This is a genomic window from Pseudomonas psychrophila HA-4, from assembly GCF_000282975.1.
GTDB classification, from domain to species: Bacteria; Pseudomonadota; Gammaproteobacteria; order Pseudomonadales; family Pseudomonadaceae; genus Aquipseudomonas; species Aquipseudomonas psychrophila_A.
Genome location: NZ_ALJC01000127.1, coordinates 14,140 through 31,214 on the forward strand (window position 1 = coordinate 14,140; position 17,075 = coordinate 31,214).

At 57.0% G+C, this 17,075-nt stretch carries 16 protein-coding genes; 6 read left to right on the top strand and 10 right to left on the bottom strand.

The genetic code is table 11. The features are described 5' to 3' along the window. Positions 1–6 precede the first annotated feature (6 nt). The 4 genes from pstA to B347_RS0121970 all read left to right on the top strand — a co-directional run bounded on the left by pstA (position 7) and on the right by B347_RS0121970 (position 4,535). Positions 7–1,677: a phosphate ABC transporter permease PstA gene (pstA, locus tag B347_RS0121955; protein ID WP_019411848.1), complete on the top strand. Its 1,671-nt coding sequence runs from the start codon at positions 7–9 to the stop codon at positions 1,675–1,677. A gap of 98 nt (positions 1,678–1,775) precedes the next feature. Next, a complete protein-coding gene (gene pstB / locus B347_RS0121960; protein WP_019411849.1) occupies positions 1,776–2,609 on the top strand; it encodes a phosphate ABC transporter ATP-binding protein PstB in 834 nt (277 codons plus the stop codon). 112 nt (positions 2,610–2,721) lie between these two features. Beyond that, positions 2,722–3,483, top strand: coding sequence for a phosphate signaling complex protein PhoU (gene phoU, locus B347_RS0121965; protein WP_019411850.1), 762 nt, complete (start codon positions 2,722–2,724; stop codon positions 3,481–3,483). A gap of 164 nt (positions 3,484–3,647) precedes the next feature. After that, on the top strand, positions 3,648–4,535 hold the full coding sequence (locus B347_RS0121970) for a response regulator (RefSeq protein WP_019411851.1): 888 nt from the start codon (positions 3,648–3,650) through the stop codon (positions 4,533–4,535). A gap of 29 nt (positions 4,536–4,564) precedes the next feature. Here the strand turns inward: B347_RS0121970 and B347_RS0121975 are convergent, their stop codons facing one another. From B347_RS0121975 to B347_RS0122020, 10 genes are all read right to left on the bottom strand, one after another. Further along, the gene (locus tag B347_RS0121975; protein WP_019411852.1) at positions 4,565–6,526 is read right to left on the bottom strand and encodes a DUF4105 domain-containing protein; all 1,962 of its coding nucleotides are present in this window, start codon (positions 6,524–6,526) and stop codon (positions 4,565–4,567) included. Further along, positions 6,523–6,843, bottom strand: coding sequence for a DUF2388 domain-containing protein (locus B347_RS0121980; protein ID WP_019411853.1), 321 nt, complete (start codon positions 6,841–6,843; stop codon positions 6,523–6,525). The genes B347_RS0121975 and B347_RS0121980 overlap by 4 nt, the downstream gene beginning before the upstream one ends. 26 nt (positions 6,844–6,869) lie before the next feature. Then, positions 6,870–7,163 (bottom strand): DUF2388 domain-containing protein, encoded by a 294-nt coding sequence (locus tag B347_RS0121985; protein WP_019411854.1) that lies wholly within the window; start codon positions 7,161–7,163, stop codon positions 6,870–6,872. Positions 7,164–7,323: 160 nt separating this feature from the next. After that, on the bottom strand, positions 7,324–7,641 hold the full coding sequence (locus B347_RS0121990; protein ID WP_019411855.1) for a DUF2388 domain-containing protein: 318 nt from the start codon (positions 7,639–7,641) through the stop codon (positions 7,324–7,326). 286 nt (positions 7,642–7,927) lie between these two features. Continuing rightward, a complete protein-coding gene (locus tag B347_RS0121995) occupies positions 7,928–8,143 on the bottom strand; it encodes a DUF1127 domain-containing protein (protein ID WP_019411856.1) in 216 nt (71 codons plus the stop codon). A gap of 317 nt (positions 8,144–8,460) precedes the next feature. Next, on the bottom strand, positions 8,461–9,951 hold the full coding sequence (locus tag B347_RS0122000) for an acetyl-CoA hydrolase/transferase family protein (protein WP_026014341.1): 1,491 nt from the start codon (positions 9,949–9,951) through the stop codon (positions 8,461–8,463). 180 nt (positions 9,952–10,131) lie between these two features. Next, positions 10,132–11,568, bottom strand: a complete 1,437-nt coding sequence (locus tag B347_RS0122005; protein ID WP_019411858.1) for an NAD(P)(+) transhydrogenase (Re/Si-specific) subunit beta — start codon at positions 11,566–11,568, stop codon at positions 10,132–10,134. Next, positions 11,565–11,888, bottom strand: a complete 324-nt coding sequence (locus B347_RS0122010) for an NAD(P) transhydrogenase subunit alpha (RefSeq protein ID WP_003438157.1) — start codon at positions 11,886–11,888, stop codon at positions 11,565–11,567. Before B347_RS0122010 ends, B347_RS0122005 begins: the two co-directional genes overlap by 4 nt. Positions 11,889–11,899: 11 nt before the next feature. Next, on the bottom strand, positions 11,900–13,021 hold the full coding sequence (locus B347_RS0122015) for a Re/Si-specific NAD(P)(+) transhydrogenase subunit alpha (RefSeq protein WP_019411859.1): 1,122 nt from the start codon (positions 13,019–13,021) through the stop codon (positions 11,900–11,902). 435 nt (positions 13,022–13,456) lie between these two features. After that, complete coding sequence (locus tag B347_RS0122020; protein WP_019411860.1) at positions 13,457–14,353, bottom strand: LysR family transcriptional regulator; 897 nt, start codon at positions 14,351–14,353, stop codon at positions 13,457–13,459. A 158-nt stretch (positions 14,354–14,511) separates the two neighbouring features. Here B347_RS0122020 and B347_RS0122025 point away from each other — a divergent pair, with 158 nt between their 5' ends. Both B347_RS0122025 and B347_RS0122030 read left to right on the top strand, forming a co-directional pair. Then, a complete protein-coding gene (locus B347_RS0122025) occupies positions 14,512–15,693 on the top strand; it encodes an acyl-CoA dehydrogenase (protein WP_003438163.1) in 1,182 nt (393 codons plus the stop codon). Between the two features lie 14 nt (positions 15,694–15,707). Next, positions 15,708–16,928: a CaiB/BaiF CoA transferase family protein gene (locus B347_RS0122030; protein WP_019411861.1), complete on the top strand. Its 1,221-nt coding sequence runs from the start codon at positions 15,708–15,710 to the stop codon at positions 16,926–16,928. Positions 16,929–17,075 lie beyond the last annotated feature (147 nt).

The window sequence follows — 17,075 nt, forward strand, 5'->3', positions numbered from 1 at the left end:
AAGTCTGTGAAACAGAACTCCCTCAAAGGCTGGTTCAAGAGCGGCGCCCCCGGCGTCTGGATCAGCGGTGGTGCAGTTTCCATCGCCGTCATCATGACGATTGGCTTGCTGTCGGTGATTGCTGTGCGCGGTCTGGGGCACTTTTGGCCCGCCGACCTGATTCACGCGCACTACGACGTGCCGGGTGATGCTAATCACCTGGTGATCGGCGAAGTGGTGCAAAAAGAAGAAGTACCGCGTGAGCGTCTGAAAAGTGCGGGCTTGCCGGTACCTGCGCAAGGCCCGGAGTTCATGACGCGCGAACTGATCAAGGTGGGTAACCGTGATCTGAACGGCAACGACTTTACCTGGGTGGTGGGGGAGTGGTTGACCGGTGAGGCCAAGCCGCCTGAGCTGATGGCGATTGAGCGCCGCGAGTGGGGCAACTTCTACGGCTACTTGGTCAATGTGAAAGAAAACGGCAAGGTCGTGGCGCAAGGCGCTGCGGCTTGGCCAGAGCTGCAAGCCCGAGTCAAACGCGTTAATGATCTGGCATCGCAACTCAGCCAACTGGAAAAGAAAGACATTGGCGCTATCAACGCCGGGCTGGAGCGTATCCGTCTGCATGGCCGCAAGCTGGAGTTGGCCGGCAATCTGGACGCTGCCGCGCAAGCCGATATGGACGCTGGCCGTGCCGAGCTAAATGCACGTTACAAAGCCGTCGAAGAGCGCTTGAGCGACTTGCACAGCGAGTTCAACCGCGACAGCCTCACTGCCCGTGATGCCAACGGCAAAGAGCTGGAAATCAACATTGGCAAAGTGGTCAAGGCCTACCAGCCCAACGCCATGAACAGCTGGCAGAAGCTGGCGATGTATTTCAGCAATATTTGGGCGTTTCTGAGCCAGGACCCACGTGAAGCCAACACGGAGGGCGGTATCTTCCCGGCGATTTTCGGCACCGTGATGATGACCTTGATCATGGCCGTGATCGTGACGCCGTTCGGCGTGCTCGCGGCGGTGTACCTGCGTGAATACGCCAAACAGAACACCTTGACCCGGGTAATCCGCATCGCGGTCAACAACCTCGCTGGCGTCCCGGCGATTGTGTACGGGGTGTTTGGTCTGGGCTTCTTTGTTTACGTACTGGGCGGTTCGGTTGATCGACTGTTCTTCGCCGAAGCTTTGCCAGCGCCGACCTTTGGTACGCCGGGCCTGTTGTGGGCTTCGCTGACCTTGGCGCTACTGGCAGTGCCCGTGGTGATCGTGGCCACGGAAGAAGGGCTGGCGCGCATCCCGCGTACCGTGCGTGAAGGCTCGCTGGCGCTGGGCGCGACCAAAGCCGAGACGCTGTGGAAGATCGTGCTGCCGATGGCCAGCCCGGCCATGATGACCGGCATGATTTTGGCGGTGGCCCGTGCGGCCGGTGAAGTGGCGCCGCTGATGCTAGTGGGCGTGGTCAAACTGGCGCCATCTCTGCCGTTGGACGGCAACTACCCTTACCTGCACCTTGATCAGAAGATCATGCACTTGGGCTTTCACATTTATGATGTGGGCTTCCAGAGCCCGAACGTTGAAGCGGCCCGCCCGCTGGTGTACGCCACCGCGCTGCTGCTGGTGCTGGTAATCGCGACGCTGAACCTGTCGGCCGTGTGGATACGCAACCATTTGCGCGAGAAGTACAAAGCGCTGGATAGCTAATAGATAAGCCCCAAGCGGCAAGTTCAATACCGCCGCCGCTTTTGCTAAACACTTGCAGCTTGCAGCTAGAAGCTTGCAGCTACGAACGGAGTGAGCCCATGCAGCATGATTCCTCAGCCCACGGCATCAACATGTCGGCCTTGGGTCGCAGCAAACAAAGCCTGAGTCTGGCTGACGAAACCGTTGCCATTGAAGTCCCAGGTCTGAACCTGTTTTACGGGGAAAAACAAGCGCTGTACGACGTGAGCTTGAACATTCCAAAGCAACGGGTGACGGCGTTTATCGGCCCGTCTGGCTGTGGCAAGTCTACGCTGCTGCGCACGTTCAATCGCATGAACGACCTAGTGGATGGTTGCCGCGTTGAAGGCGAGATCAACCTGTACGGCCACAACATTTACCGTAAAGGCGAGGACGTGGCTGAGCTGCGCCGTCGCGTGGGCATGGTGTTTCAAAAGCCTAACCCGTTCCCCAAGACCATCTACGAAAACGTGGTGTATGGCCTGCGGATTCAGGGCATTAACAAAAAGCGCGTGCTTGACGAAGCGGTTGAGTGGGCACTGAGAGGCGCGGCGCTGTGGGATGAGGTCAAAGACCGTCTGCACGAATCGGCGCTGGGTTTGTCCGGTGGTCAGCAGCAGCGTTTGGTGATTGCCCGTACCATCGCGGTCGAACCCGAAGTGTTGTTGCTCGATGAGCCGTGCTCGGCACTCGACCCGATCTCGACACTGAAAGTCGAAGAGCTGATCTACGAGCTCAAGTCCAAGTTCACCATCGTCATCGTGACGCACAACATGCAGCAGGCAGCACGGGTTTCGGATTACACCGCGTTCATGTACATGGGCAAAATGGTTGAGTACGGTGACACCGACACGTTGTTCACCAACCCGGCCAAAAAGCAGACCGAAGACTACATTACTGGCCGATATGGCTAGTTGCCAGCTGTAAGCGTTTAGCTTCAAGCGGCAAGTTGTAGCAATCTAGTGGAACGACATACATAGCTTGCAGCTTATAGCTTGCAGCTCACAGCTTTTGCGGAGCAAACCCATGATTTCAAAGGATGGCCTCACCCATCACATTTCCGCTCAGTTCAACGCGGAACTCGAAGACGTGCGCAGCCATTTGCTGGCGATGGGCGGTCTGGTCGAGAAACAGGTTAACGACGCTGTTACTGCGTTGATCGAGGCTGACTCCGGGTTGGCGCAGCAAGTGCGTGAGATTGATGAGCAGATCAATCAGATGGAACGCAACATCGACGAGGAGTGCCTGCGCATTTTGGCCCGTCGCCAACCGGCGGCGTCTGACCTGCGTTTGATCATCAGCATTTCCAAGTCGGTGATCGATCTGGAGCGCATTGGCGATGAGTCGACCAAGATCGCCCGCCGTGCGATTCAGCTGTGTGAAGAGGGTGAGGCGCCACGCGGCTACGTAGAAGTTCGGCACATTGGCGACCAGGTACGCAACATGGTCCGGGATGCGTTAGACGCGTTCGCCCGCTTCGACGCTGAGCTGGCGTTGTCCGTCGCGCAGTACGACAAAATCATCGACCGCGAATACAAGACAGCCTTGCGTGAGCTGGCCACCTACATGATGGAAGACCCGCGTTCGATCTCACGTGTGTTGAGCATCATCTGGGTGCTGCGTTCGCTGGAACGTATCGGCGACCATGCGCGCAATATCTCGGAATTGGTGATTTATCTGGTACGCGGTACCGACGTGCGGCACATGGGCCTTAAGCGCATGCGCGAAGAAGTTGAGGGCACGGGCGCCAATAAAGCTAATGTTGAGGCGCAGCCTGACGATAAATAAGATTGCCCGAGACAAAAAACGCCCGGCTCATTGCCGGGCGTTTTGGTTTCTGGTGTTCATATTCGAGACGCTTTGCGAGCCGTCAGGGCGTCGGAGGCGTTGATCGGTCTTGGCAGTTGGCCATCATTGGGCGCATGGTTGTCAGGATTTTAAAGGAGCAGTCGATGAGCAAGGTCAGTGTGTTAGTGGTGGATGACGCGTCGTTTATTCGCGATCTGGTGAAAAATTGCCTGCGTAACTATTTTCCCGGTATCAGGATTGAAGACGCGGTCAACGGCCGCAAAGCCCAGGCCTTGCTGACTCGTGAGCCTTTTGACTTGGTGCTGTGCGACTGGGAAATGCCGGAAATGTCGGGCCTTGAGTTGCTGGCGTGGTGCCGTGAGCAGGACCGCCTTAAAACGCTGCCCTTCATCATGGTCACCAGCCGCGGTGACAAAGAGAACGTGGTGCAGGCGATCCAGGCGGGTGTTTCGGATTTTGTCAGCAAGCCGTTCACCAATGAACAATTGTTGACCAAAGTGAAAAAAGCCCTCACCAAGGCCGGTTTACTCGACGCGGCGATGGCCAGCGCGCCGATGCGTGTCAGCACGTCTCTGGGCAATGATTCACTGAATGCGCTGACGGGCGGCAAGGCGCAGGTTGTGGCGCCTTCGCCAGTGGCGCGTCCAGTACCCCAACCCGCTTCCGTGGCCAAACCGGCTGCCCAGGCACAGGCGAGTCGCGGCCAAGGGCAACTGCGTTTGCCCACGGGCACCCAGCCTTGTGTGATTAAAGCGTTGAGCCTCAAGGAGGCGCTGCTGGTGGTGCGTCGTGGCGAAGTGCTGCCGCAGGTGCTGTCCAGCGCCGTACTGGACCTTGAGCAAGGCGAGCGGGCCGAGGTGGCGCGCTTGAATGGCTACTTGCATGCCATCGTGGCGTACGAGCCCAAACCTGACAGCGACTGGTTGCAACTGACCTTCCGCTTTGTAGATCAGGACGCGGAGAAAATGAACTACCTCTCGCGGCTTATCGCCCACGGCACAGCGCAGAAGCACTTTGTGCCTGGGGCGTAAGATCAAAAGATCGCGAGGCAAGCTCGCTCCTACGGGAGTTGCAACCCGCCTGATGCTTTGTGGATCGTGCGCAGGTGTTCAGCGATCTGCTTGACGTTGACTTCGGTGGCGGCGATTTCGGCCGCTCGGGCAGGCTCCAGCAAGCTGCGCACTTCTTTGTCCAAATCACCGGTCAGGCGCAGCAGTTGTTTCTGGCGTTGGCTGCTTTCGGATTCGAGCATTTCCCATTCTTGGGCTTGGGGCAGGCCATAGCCGCTGCTGCCGAGCAACTCGGCTGGGCGGCTGAGGAAGCCGCTGCTGGCGAGTATTTCTTGCAGGGTTTTGTTGGCTTTATCCATGCCGCCATCTTTGAGGCCGCGTGCGCCTAAGTACTTTTGTTTCACTTCGTCCTGAGCCAATAACAGCTGGCGTCGGAAACTGGCTTGTTCGAGTAGCAACATGGCCGCGCTGGCACGCAGGTCGGCGTGCTCAAACCACGTGCGGCGCTCGTCGGCATTCAGGGCCATCCAGTCTTCGACGGTTTGTTGCTTGATCGGCAGACGGGTTTTCAAGACGTTGAACATGGCTTGATAGCGGTCGCGGTAGGAGTCAAAGCGATAGCCCATGCGCAACGCTTCGCGGGGATCGTCCAACACGCTGGTGTCTGCCAAGCCGCGGGCCTTGAGCACTTCAAGCAGGCCGTTGGGCACGATGCTGTCCAAGCCTTTGAGTTGCGCGTTGTCGCTGCCGCTGCGCAGCAGTTTCAGGGTTTCGACCGCGCAGTTGTTGGACACAAAGTAGTAGTTGCCGTCGTAGCTCCAATGCATTTCGGCGGCGTGCTCAACCACTTCTTCGATTTCCGGGCGGCTCAAGTTGAGCGGCACCGAAGCCAGGCTGCGCAGTTCGGTCTTGGTGTACTCGTCGATGACTTGAGCCAGTGGCAGTATAAATAGCCGCGAAGGGTAGGCGCCTGTCAGGCCGTCCCAGCTTGAAAGCTGTACGTCGTTAACGAATGCTCGGTACGACAACACCAAGTGTTCTTGCAGGTCGAGTCGGCAGTCTGGGCCACGTGGGCGACCGGGCGCGCAAATCACTAGGCGCAGCATGCTGTGACCCCAACGGCTGGCCCATTCCTGATTGGCTTCAGCCAGCAGGTAGTCGACGGCGTACACCCGCTCTGGGTCGACGCTGCCGAGCGGTTGTTTGCCAAAGTCGTTGCCGGCATTCAGGAAAGGAAAGGCTTTGGGGCATTCGTCCTTGGTGGCGGGTGCCCAGCCGAATCGCTCTTTGTAGTAGCGATACAACGCGGGTCGCCGACAGGCATAGGTCGGGTCGAGGAGGAAGTACTCCATGTTGACCGCGACGAATTCTTTGGGGTTGCTGACTTCGTACAGATCGGGGCTACGCACGATCTGGTGGTTGTCTTGTTCGCGTTCCCCACGACGGCCCACATATTGTTGCCAGCCGGCCAAATCTAGCAGGCGAGGGTCATCGCTGAGGGTGAAGCGGCGCTCGGTTTGTCCGCGGCATTGGTCTGGCAGGCCAATCACCCCCGCGCTGCTGTTTTGCCGTGTGCAACGCTGGATGACGGCACGCTCTGCGGCTGGCCAGAGGCGGGCGCGGTCGTAGAGGTGGGTCAGTTCGTGCAGCACAGTGGCGAGCATTTCCTTGCGCACAGTACCGTGGGGGCGGTTGGTCTTTTGCGTCGCTGCTGTGCCATCGGTCAAGCCGGCCAATAGTCTGCGATTCAAGTCCAGCTCAGACACCAACGACGCTTGGCCGTAAGCGTTGCTGGGCATGTCATTGCTCCAGCCGACCAGAATCTGGCGATCTAACTGCTCGATAAAGCGCGGTGGAAGCTTTTGCATGGCTTCGTCGAGCAGCGCTTGGCTGGCTTGCTGCTCAGCAGGAGTAAGGCCTTCTGTCTTGAGCTGCAAATGAAGGGCTGCGTGCGCGTTATTGGCGATAAGCAGCAGGGCGCATGCCGCGAGCCAGCCAGTCAGTTGTTTCACAGAGCGAGGATAGCTTCGGCGAGGTCGTGGTCGCTGGCGTTACGCGCTTCAGGCACGCGTTCACGCAGGGTGTTGAAGGCTGATTCCAGTTGCGCCCCGCGAATAGTGCCTTCGCTGGCAACGAATGTGGCTGCGTCGTCGTGGGCTTCACGAACCACTTTAGAGTCACGAATGGAGGTAGTGGTGTCGGATGTGAAGTCGATGGTGCGACCAAACGCACGCACGATGATGTTACTGGTCTGCACGACGGTGTGCGCCTGCGCCATATCGGCGAGCAGCAACAGGCCGAGGGTGGCGAGAATTAAAGGGCTACGCATGGAACATCTCCAGAAAAAGCGGGTGCTTATTGGACGAGAATTGCTTGTGCCAGTTCAAGGTCAGTGGCACTCAATTTTGGCTGGCTCTGGCGCAGGTAGCGCAAGGCAGACTCCAGCTGTGCGCCTCGTTGTTGGCCATCACTGGCAATAAAGACGGCAGCGTCATCATGCGCGGCACTGATCAGTTTGTTATCGAAAGGCGCGGACGTCACTTTACTGGTGACGTAACCACTGAGCACCACATTTTGGGTGGTCGTGTCGAAGGCGAACGCTGAGTGGGGCCAGCAGAGTGCAAGAAGTGCTAATAAAGAAAAACGCATGGGTCTCGTTCTGTGTGATCGAGGCCCAAGGCTAGCGTAATGGTGGTAGCAGAACCAGTACGGTGCCGGGATCTTCATGAAGTGTTAAGAGCGCACGTGGGTGCTAGGTAACTCTCTGCGCAGGAGTTGCCGCAGGCTGCGGCAACTTCCACGCGCGATTTCAGATCGCCAGAATGGCCTGCGCCAGTTGGGCATCGGTGGCTTGCAGTTGAGGGGCTTGCTGGCGAATGGTGTCGAAAGCGCTTTCCAATTTCACGCCGCGAATAACACCTTCACTGGCGACGAAGCTGGCGGCGTCGTCACGGGCTTCGCGCACAATTTTGTTGTTGCGCAGTGAGCCGGTTGCGTCCGAAGTCAGGTCGGAGGTGGCTTTGAGGGCGCCCACGATGGCATCGGTAGTGACCAGGAAGCTGGAGGCGCTGGCGCTTGCAGCAAGTGTCAGCAAAGCAGCGGCACTGAACAGACGAAGAGTGGGCATGGGGTTACTCCAGAAAAATACAGGGTTATGAGTCGAATAGTAGGCGCAGGGCTGCTTGGCGCAAAGGTCGTTTTGACGATTGGCGTAGCAAGAATGCTCTGGATCAGGCTTTTTGCAAACTGTACCTGCATATTTTAAGTTTATTTAAACTGTACCTGTCTGCTGTTAACACTTCCAAATCAGGCGCCTGAAACGACAAAACCCGTCGCGGATGCCCGCGACGGGTTTTGTTTTTTCAATTCTGGGTGCTGGCAGTGGACCGGTGGTCAGGGCCAGCGAGCGCTCATTAGCGCCAGAACGGCTTGCTCAACTCTTCGTGACGCTGTGCTTCGCTGATACCGGCATCAGCCAGAAGACGCGAATCCAGGCGAGCCAATTGATGGCGGCTGGAGATGCGGCGCTGCCACAACATCAGGTTGGCAAGTACGCGCAAAGGCATTGAAGCCTGGGTGTTTACAGTGTTGCTTTCGCTGAACAGTTCGGAACTGAGTGTACGTTCCATGACGGCATCCTTCCGCTTGTGGCGGCATTAGGTAGTGGTTTAACTGATGCCAATGATCCTCTTCTCTGTCCAGGCTCTGTAGATACAGTTCAACTGTATTGCGATGGGCCAGTTAACTGTTTATGAGTGCTGTACGGTCATAAATGAGCACAACTGTACCTGTTAGCACTAAATTGGTGCGAAATTGGCTTTTTGAGCAGTGCCAAGGCCTATTTGAAGTTGAAAACGACCAGTACAGCAGTACAGTTTTTGTAAGTCGTGCATAAAAAAGCCGCCGTGAAAACAGTGTTTTCTCCGGCGGCTGTCTAGCTCGCGTGTTACGGCAGCATTTTCCCGGTTTCTTCCAGGTTGATGTGCCAGCTTAGGGCTTCACGCAGAATATGCGGTGTATGGCCGCCAATGGCGCAGGCTTTGGTGAAGTAGTCGTTCAGGGCTTCACGGAAGTCTGGATGAACACAGTTGTCGATGATCACGCGAGCGCGCTCACGCGGTGCCAGGCCGCGCAAGTCAGCCAGTCCCTGCTCGGTCACCAGAATGTCGACATCGTGCTCAGTGTGGTCAACGTGGCTGACCATAGGCACAACACTGGAAATCGCGCCGCCTTTAGCGATCGATTTGGTCACGAAGATCGCCAAGTGTGCGTTACGTGCGAAGTCGCCCGAGCCGCCGATGCCGTTCATCATCCGCGTGCCGCAGACGTGGGTGGAGTTGACGTTGCCGTAGATGTCGAACTCCAGCGCGGTGTTGATGCCGATGATGCCCAGGCGTCGAACCACTTCTGGGTGGTTTGAGATCTCCTGAGGGCGCAACACGAGTTTGTCTTTGTAGCGCTCAAGGTTGCCGAAGACGTCTGAGTTGCGACGCTCGGACAAGGTGATCGAGCTGCCTGATGCAAAGCTCATCTTGCCCGCGTCGATCAGGTCGAAGGTCGAGTCTTGCAGCACTTCGGAGTACATGGTCAGGTCTTCGAACGGCGAGTCGATCAGGCCGCACATCACCGCGTTGGCGATGTTGCCGATACCGGCTTGCAACGGGCCGAGCTTATTGGTCATACGGCCTTCTGCAACTTCCTGTTTGAGGAAGTTGATCAGGTGGAAAGCGATGCCATTAGTTTCGTGGTCGGGTTCGGACACGGTTGACGGCGAATCCGGCTTGTTGGTGATCACGATCGCGACGATTTTTTCTGCCGGGATCGGGATGGCGGTGCTGCCGATGCGGTCGTCGACTTTTACCAGCGGGATCGGTGTGCGAGTTGGACGGTAGGTCGGGATATAGATGTCGTGCAGACCTTCCAGGTTCGGGTTGTGCGCCAGGTTGATCTCGACGATCACTTGTTTGGCGAAAATCGCGAAGCTGGCAGAGTTGCCCACCGAGGTGGTTGGCACGATGTGGCCTTGCTCGGTAATGGCAACGGCTTCGATGACCGCGATGTCTGGCAGCGTGAGTTGCTTGTTACGCAGTTGCTCAACGGTTTCGGACAAGTGCTGGTCGATGAACATGACTTGGCCGGCATTGATCGCCTTGCGCAGTGTGCTGTCGACCTGGAACGGCATGCGTCGTGCGAGTACACCGGCTTCGGTCAATTGCTTGTCGAGGTCGTTGCCCAGGCTGGCGCCGGTCATCAGGGTGATTTTCAGTGGTTCAAGCTTGGCCCGTTCGGCCAGGGCACGCGGGACGGCTTTGGCTTCACCGGCACGGGTAAAACCGCTCATGCCGACGGTCATGCCGTCTTTAATAAGGGCGGCGGCTTCTTCGGCGCTCATAACCTTATCGTGTAGGGAGTTCAGGCGAATACGTTCACGGTACATGGATTGTTATCTCGGGCAACGGAAGCAAGATGCGCAGTCTATTCATTTTCAAAGCGCAGCGTCCCGCTACCATGGTCGAATGCCGCAGGCCGATGTAGAGCCTTTGGTCGGGATGTTTCAGCAAATAAAAAACCCCGGTGAATTCAGCGCCGGGGTTCTTGGTGTTGCAAGGTCTGGATGTTACTCGACGGCTTTGACCATATCTTCAATCACTTTCTTCGCGTCGCCGAAAACCATCATGGTTTTATCGAGGTAAAACAGTTCGTTATCCAAGCCTGCATAGCCGCTCGCCATGGAGCGTTTGTTAACGATGACGGTTTTGGCTTTGTAAGCTTCGAGGATCGGCATGCCGGCAATTGGCGATTTTGGATCGTTCTTAGCGGCCGGGTTGACCACGTCGTTGGCACCGAGCACCAACACCACGTCTGCTTGGCCGAACTCGGAGTTAATGTCTTCCATTTCGAACACTTGGTCGTAAGGCACTTCTGCTTCGGCCAACAGAACGTTCATGTGGCCAGGCATCCGACCCGCTACCGGGTGAATCGCGTATTTCACGGTCACGCCGCGGTGTGTCAGTTTTTCAGTCAGCTCTTTTAGCGCGTGTTGCGCGCGCGCCACGGCCAAGCCGTAACCTGGAACGATGATCACCGTATCTGCGTTGGTCAGCAGGAAGGTGGCGTCGTCAGCTGAGCCGGATTTAACTGGGCGGGCTTCTTGTGCACCGGCGGGGCCGCTTGTATCTGTTGCGCCGCCAAAGCCGCCGAGAATCACGTTGAAGAACGAACGGTTCATCGCTTTGCACATGATGTACGACAGGATGGCGCCCGAAGAACCTACCAGCGAACCGGCGATGATCAGCATCGAGTTGTTTAGCGAGAAACCGATACCGGCTGCTGCCCAGCCTGAATAGCTATTAAGCATTGACACCACGACCGGCATGTCGGCGCCGCCAATCGGGATGATGATCAGCACGCCCAGCACAAACGCCAGGGCCAGCATCAATGCGAATGCGTTGAGGTTGCCGGTAAGCATAAAGGTGATGCCCAGGCCCAGCGTGGCCAGACCCAGCATCAAGTTCAGTTTGTGTTGGCCGCTGAACTGTACGGGTGCGCCTTGGAACAGACGGAACTTGTATTTGCCCGACAGTTTGCCGAACGCGATAACCGAGCCAGAGAAGGTGATTGCACCAATGGCTGCGCCCAAGAACAGCTCCAGGCGGTTGCCCGCCGGGATGGCGTCGCCCAGGTGTTTGACGATGCCCAGCGATTGCGGCTCTACCACGGCCGCGATGGCGATAAACACGGCAGCGAGGCCGATCATGCTGTGCATGAAGGCGACCAGTTCAGGCATTTTGGTCATTTCAACGCGCTTGGCCATTATCGAGCCAGCGGTGCCGCCGACTAATAGGCCGACAATCACGTAGCCGATACCTGCGGTTGCAATTTCGGCGCCCAGTTTGTAGACCAGACCGACGGTGGTCAGAACGGCCAGGCCCATGCCCAGCATGCCGAACAGGTTGCCGCGGCGCGAGGTGGTGGGATGCGACAGGCCTTTAAGGGCTTGGATGAAGCAGATCGACGCAACCAGGTAGAGAACTGTGACCAGGTTCATGCTCATGGCTTGCGCACCTCTTCTTTAGCTTTAGGTGCTTTCTTCTTGAACATTTCCAGCATGCGCCGGGTGACCAAAAATCCACCGAATACGTTAACGGCCGCCAAGGCGACGGCCAGGGTGCCCATGGTTTTGCCCAGTGGCGTGACGGTCAGCGCGGCAGCGAGCATGGCGCCGACGATCACAATCGCGGAAATGGCGTTGGTGACGGCCATCAAAGGGGTGTGCAGCGCAGGGGTTACGTTCCAGACCACGTGGTAACCGACATAGATAGCCAGTACGAAAATGATCAGGTTGTAGATACCGGGGGAGATGAGCTCTTCCATTATTTTTATCCTCAGCCGTTTTTGCGCACGACTTGACCGTCGCGGCACATCAGGCACGCGGCGACGATGTCGTCTTCAAGGTTGATCTGGAACTGCCCTTCAGGGGTGAAGACCAGTTTGAGGAAGTCCAGCAGGTTGCGGGCGTAGAGCGCTGATGCGTCGGCGGCAACCATGGCGGCCAAGTTGGTGTGGCCAACGATGGTGACGCCGTGCTCGACCACGACCTGATCGGCGACGGTTAGTGGGCAGTTGCCTCCTTGCGCTGCGGCGAGGTCGATGACCACCGAGCCTGGCTTCATTTGCGCCACCGTGTCTGCGCTTAGCAGTACAGGTGCTTTGCGGCCGGGGATCAATGCAGTGGTGATGACGATATCGGCTTGTTTGGCTCGCTCGTGCACAGCCAGTGCTTGGCGTTGCATCCAACTGGCGGGCATTGGGCGTGCATAGCCGCCAACACCGACGGCGCACTCGCGCTCTTCGTCGGTTTCATAAGGGACATCGACAAACTTGGCGCCTAGCGATTCGATCTGCTCTTTTACCGCAGGCCGCACGTCTGAAGCCTCGATGACAGCACCCAGTCGCTTGGCAGTCGCAATGGCCTGCAAGCCGGCAACACCTGCGCCGAGGATTAGTACACGAGCGGCTTTTACTGTGCCGGCGGCGGTCATCAGCATGGGCATGAAGCGCGGATAGTGATGCGCGGCCAGCAGCACTGCTTTGTAACCGGCAATGTTGGCCTGAGATGAAAGCACATCAAGACTTTGCGCACGGGAGGTGCGGGGCGCGGCTTCCAGAGAGAATGCGGTGATCCCGCGCTCGGCCAGTTTGGCAATGGTTTCATTGCTGAACGGGTTGAGCATGCCAATCAGCACAGCCGCGCTGTTGATTAGGGCCAATTCGCTGTCGTTGGGGGCAACCACTTTGAGGATCAGCTCAGCGCCAAAGGCGTCTGCAGCGCTACCAATGGTTGCGCCTGCGGCTTCATAAGCGCTGTCAGTCACGCTGGCGTTAATGCCTGCGCCGGTTTGAACCGTCACCTTATGGCCTTGGCCGATCAGCTTCTTGATGGTTTCCGGGGTTGCAGCAACCCGCGTTTCACCCGTTTGGGTTTCGAGAGGAACACCAATGTGCACGTCATATCTCCTGCGTGATCTTTTATAAGAAAGCCAGCGCACTACGGATGGTGCGACTGGGGCGGCCGATCAGCACGATCCCACCAAATATGAGGTGGGGCGCGGCATTCTGCTGGCGATTTTTGGGGCTTTCAAGAACTTATGAAAGGTGACGTATTTTTTACTACAAGTCATGCAGTGACCGAATGTCGCAACGGTCGGCTGTAGGCCTTTATTTATATGGCTTATAGAGATTTAAGGCTGTTTTTGAGTTTTTTTCACATTTCTTTTGGTTATCGCTGCATAACTTTCAGAAATACCCCGCAGGCCGCGTGGTTACTGGCCTTAAGCTTTGTCCAGCTAGACTTAAGTAAGGCGTATTAAAAGGCGACATTTACGTATATTTGTAGGGTTTTTAGTGGCGTCACTACATAACTTTTTTGGATGATGCGTGGTTCAAGTCAGGCTGTAGGCCTCGGCCTGCTTGATCAGCCAGTCGCGAAAGGCCTGCAGTGAGGCGGACTCGATTTTGCGTTCGGGAATCATCAGGTAGTAAGCCTTGTTGCTGGGCAGTGTGTGCGGGTTGGCAATGACCAGGCGTTTCTCGGCCAATTCGCGCTGAATCAGGAAGGGCGGGATCAACGCGACGCCCATTTCGTGTATGGCGGCTTGGGCCAGCATCGAGAATAGTTCGTAGCGCGGCCCGGTCATGTCGCGGGGCACGCTCATGTCTTGGGCGTTGAACCATTGGCGCCAGGCGTAGGGGCGGGTGGTTTGTTGGAGTAGGGGGAGTTCGGCCAATGCCTTGGCGCTGAGGCTTTGCTGTTCGTCCAGGAGTGATGGGCTGCACACGGGGAGCGGGTTTTCACCCATCAGGCGGTAGGACGATGTGCCGGACCAGTCGGCATCGCCAAAGTAGATGGCCGCGTCGAAGTCGGTGTCGGCAAACAGGAAGGGGCGCGTACGGTTTGTAAGATTGACGGTAACGTCGGGGTGCTGTTGCTGGAAATCCTTGAGGCGGGGCAATAGCCATTGCGTGCCGAAGGTGGGAACAACGGCCAGCTCAATGGTGTTGGCGCCTTGTTGCCCCATCACGGACAGCGTGTCGCGTTCGACGGCATCTAGTTGCGTCGCGACCCGGCGACTGTAGGAAAGGCCTGCTTCTGTCAGTTTCACGCCGCGTTTTGAGCGTCTGAAGAGTTCTACACTCAGGAACTCTTCGAGGCTGGCTATCTGTCGGCAAATGGCGCCTTGAGTGAGGGAAAGCTCGTGCGCGGCTTTAGTAAAGCTTTCATGGCGTGCAGCCGCTTCAAAGCTGATGAGGGCGGTGGTGCTGGGGATCTTGCGGCGCATGTACGTCTTCCTCACTAAAGGTGGGCAGAAATGGCGTTTTAGCTCGTCACGGAGTGAGAAATTATCACAACGCCGTGCTGAATCCTCGTTTGTGCTTCTTATATAGAGGGGCCTAGGATCGGCCAACGACATTTGATCTATTTCGCGAGGGTTCTTTCATGGCGGGTAAAGCAAGCTTCAACTGGATTGATCCACTGTTGCTGGATCAGCAGCTCACTGAAGAAGAGCGCATGGTGCGTGACAGTGCTGAGCAATTTGCTCAAGACAAGCTGGCGCCGCGTGTGCTTGAGGCTTTCCGCAATGAGAAGACTGATCCTGCGATCTTCCGCGAGATGGGTGAGACGGGCTTGCTGGGGGCGATGATTCCTGAGCAGTACGGTGGCAGTGGCCTGAATTACGTCAGTTACGGCCTGATTGCGCGTGAGGTTGAGCGCGTTGACTCGGGTTATCGCTCGATGATGAGTGTGCAGTCCTCCCTGGTGATGGTGCCGATCAATGAGTTCGGCACTGAGGCGCAGAAGCAGAAGTACTTGCCGAAGCTGGCATCGGGCGAGTGGATTGGCTGCTTTGGTCTGACTGAGCCTAACCATGGTTCTGACCCTGGCGCGATGATTACGCGCGCGCGTTCGGTGGATGGCGGCTACAGCCTAACGGGCAGCAAAATGTGGATCACTAACAGTCCGATTGCCGACGTGTTTGTGGTGTGGGCGAAAGATGACGAAGGTGACATTCGTGGCTTTGTTCTGGAGAAGGGTTGGAAGGGTCTTAGTACGCCGGCGATTCACGGCAAAGTCGGTCTGCGCGCATCGATCACTGGCGAAATCGTCATGGATAACGTGTTTGTGCCACAAGAGAATATCTTCCCGGATGTGCGCGGGCTCAAAGGTCCTTTTACCTGTCTGAACTCGGCGCGTTACGGCATCTCGTGGGGCGCGCTGGGAGCTGCCGAGTTCTGCTGGCACACGGCGCGTCAATACACGCTGGATCGTCATCAGTTTGGCCGACCATTGGCGGCGACTCAGTTGATCCAGAAAAAGCTGGCGGATATGCAGACCGAGATTACGTTGGCTTTGCAAGGTTGCCTACGCTTGGGTCGGATGAAGGACGAAGGAACTGCAGCGGTTGAGATTACCTCGATCATGAAGCGCAATTCGTGCGGGAAGTCGTTGGATATCGCCCGTATGGCGCGTGACATGTTGGGCGGAAATGGCATTTCGGATGAGTTTGGGGTGGCCCGTCATTTGGTTAACTTGGAAGTGGTGAATACCTATGAAGGGACGCATGACGTGCATGCCTTGATTCTTGGGCGCGCGCAGACGGGTCTGCAGGCGTTCTATTAATAGGAGCTTGGCTCATGGGTGCTTTATCGCATTTGCGGGTGTTGGATTTGTCGCGAGTATTGGCCGGGCCGTGGGCGGGGCAGATTCTGGCGGACCTGGGAGCTGAGGTGATCAAGGTTGAGCGCCCGGGCATTGGCGACGATACGCGTGCCTGGGGGCCGCCCTTCCTTAAGGATGCTTATGGTGAGAGTACGGGGGAGGCGGCTTATTACCTGTCGGCCAATCGCAATAAGCAGTCGGTGACGATCGACTTCACCAAGCCTGAAGGTCAGCGCTTGGTGCGGGAGCTGGCGGCGAAGTCCGATATTTTGATCGAGAACTTCAAGGTGGGCGGCTTGGAGGCGTATGGGTTGGACTATGCGTCGCTTAAGGAGGTCAATCCTCAACTGATCTATTGCTCGATTACCGGGTTTGGTCAGACGGGGCCTTATGCCAAGCGTGCGGGTTACGACTTCATGATTCAGGGGTTGGGTGGGCTGATGAGCCTGACCGGTCGGCCTGAGGGTGAAGACGGGGCTGGGCCGGTGAAGGTCGGTGTTGCGCTGACGGATATTCTGACGGGGCTTTATGCGACAGTCGCGATCTTGGCGGCGCTTGCTCATCGCCAGCATGAAGGTGGTGGGCAGCATATCGATATGGCGCTGCTGGATGTGCAGGTCGCGTGCCTGGCGAACCAGGCGATGAATTATCTGACGACGGGTGTTTCTCCAAAGCGCTTGGGTAATGCTCACCCGAACATTGTGCCGTATCAGGATTTTCCGACCGCCGATGGCGACTTCATTCTGACGGTGGGTAACGACAGTCAATTCCGTAAGTTTGCTGAAGTTGCAGGTCGACCGGAGTGGGTGGATGACCCGCGTTTTGAGAGTAATAAGCAGCGGGTAGCTAATAGAGCTGTGCTGGTGCCGCTCATTCGGCAGGCAACTGTCTTCAAGACAACGACGGAGTGGGTTGCGCAGTTGGAGGCTGTAGGGGTGCCTTGTGGACCGATCAATGATTTGGCCCAAGTGTTTGCGGATCCTCAGGTGCAGGCGCGGGGGCTGGCTTTTGATTTGCCGCATGTGCTGGCGGGTCTGGTGTCGCAGGTTAGAAGCCCTATCAGGCTTTCTGAAACGCCAGTGGAGTATCGCAGTGCTCCGCCTTTATTGGGCGAGCATACGCAAGAGGTTTTAGTGCGGGTGCTTGGGATGCAACCCAGTGTGTTGGATGCTTTGCGGCAGTCGGGCGTGTTGTAGCTATATAGAGGGGGCGTTAGCCCTCTCTATATAGATAGGCATGTTTTCGCTGATTTGAACTTAATTGATAGAGTCCCTCAATTAGAGCTTGACTCGGATTTTAAACGGCCTATAATTCGCCCCACTTCCGGCGCAGTCGAAACGGAA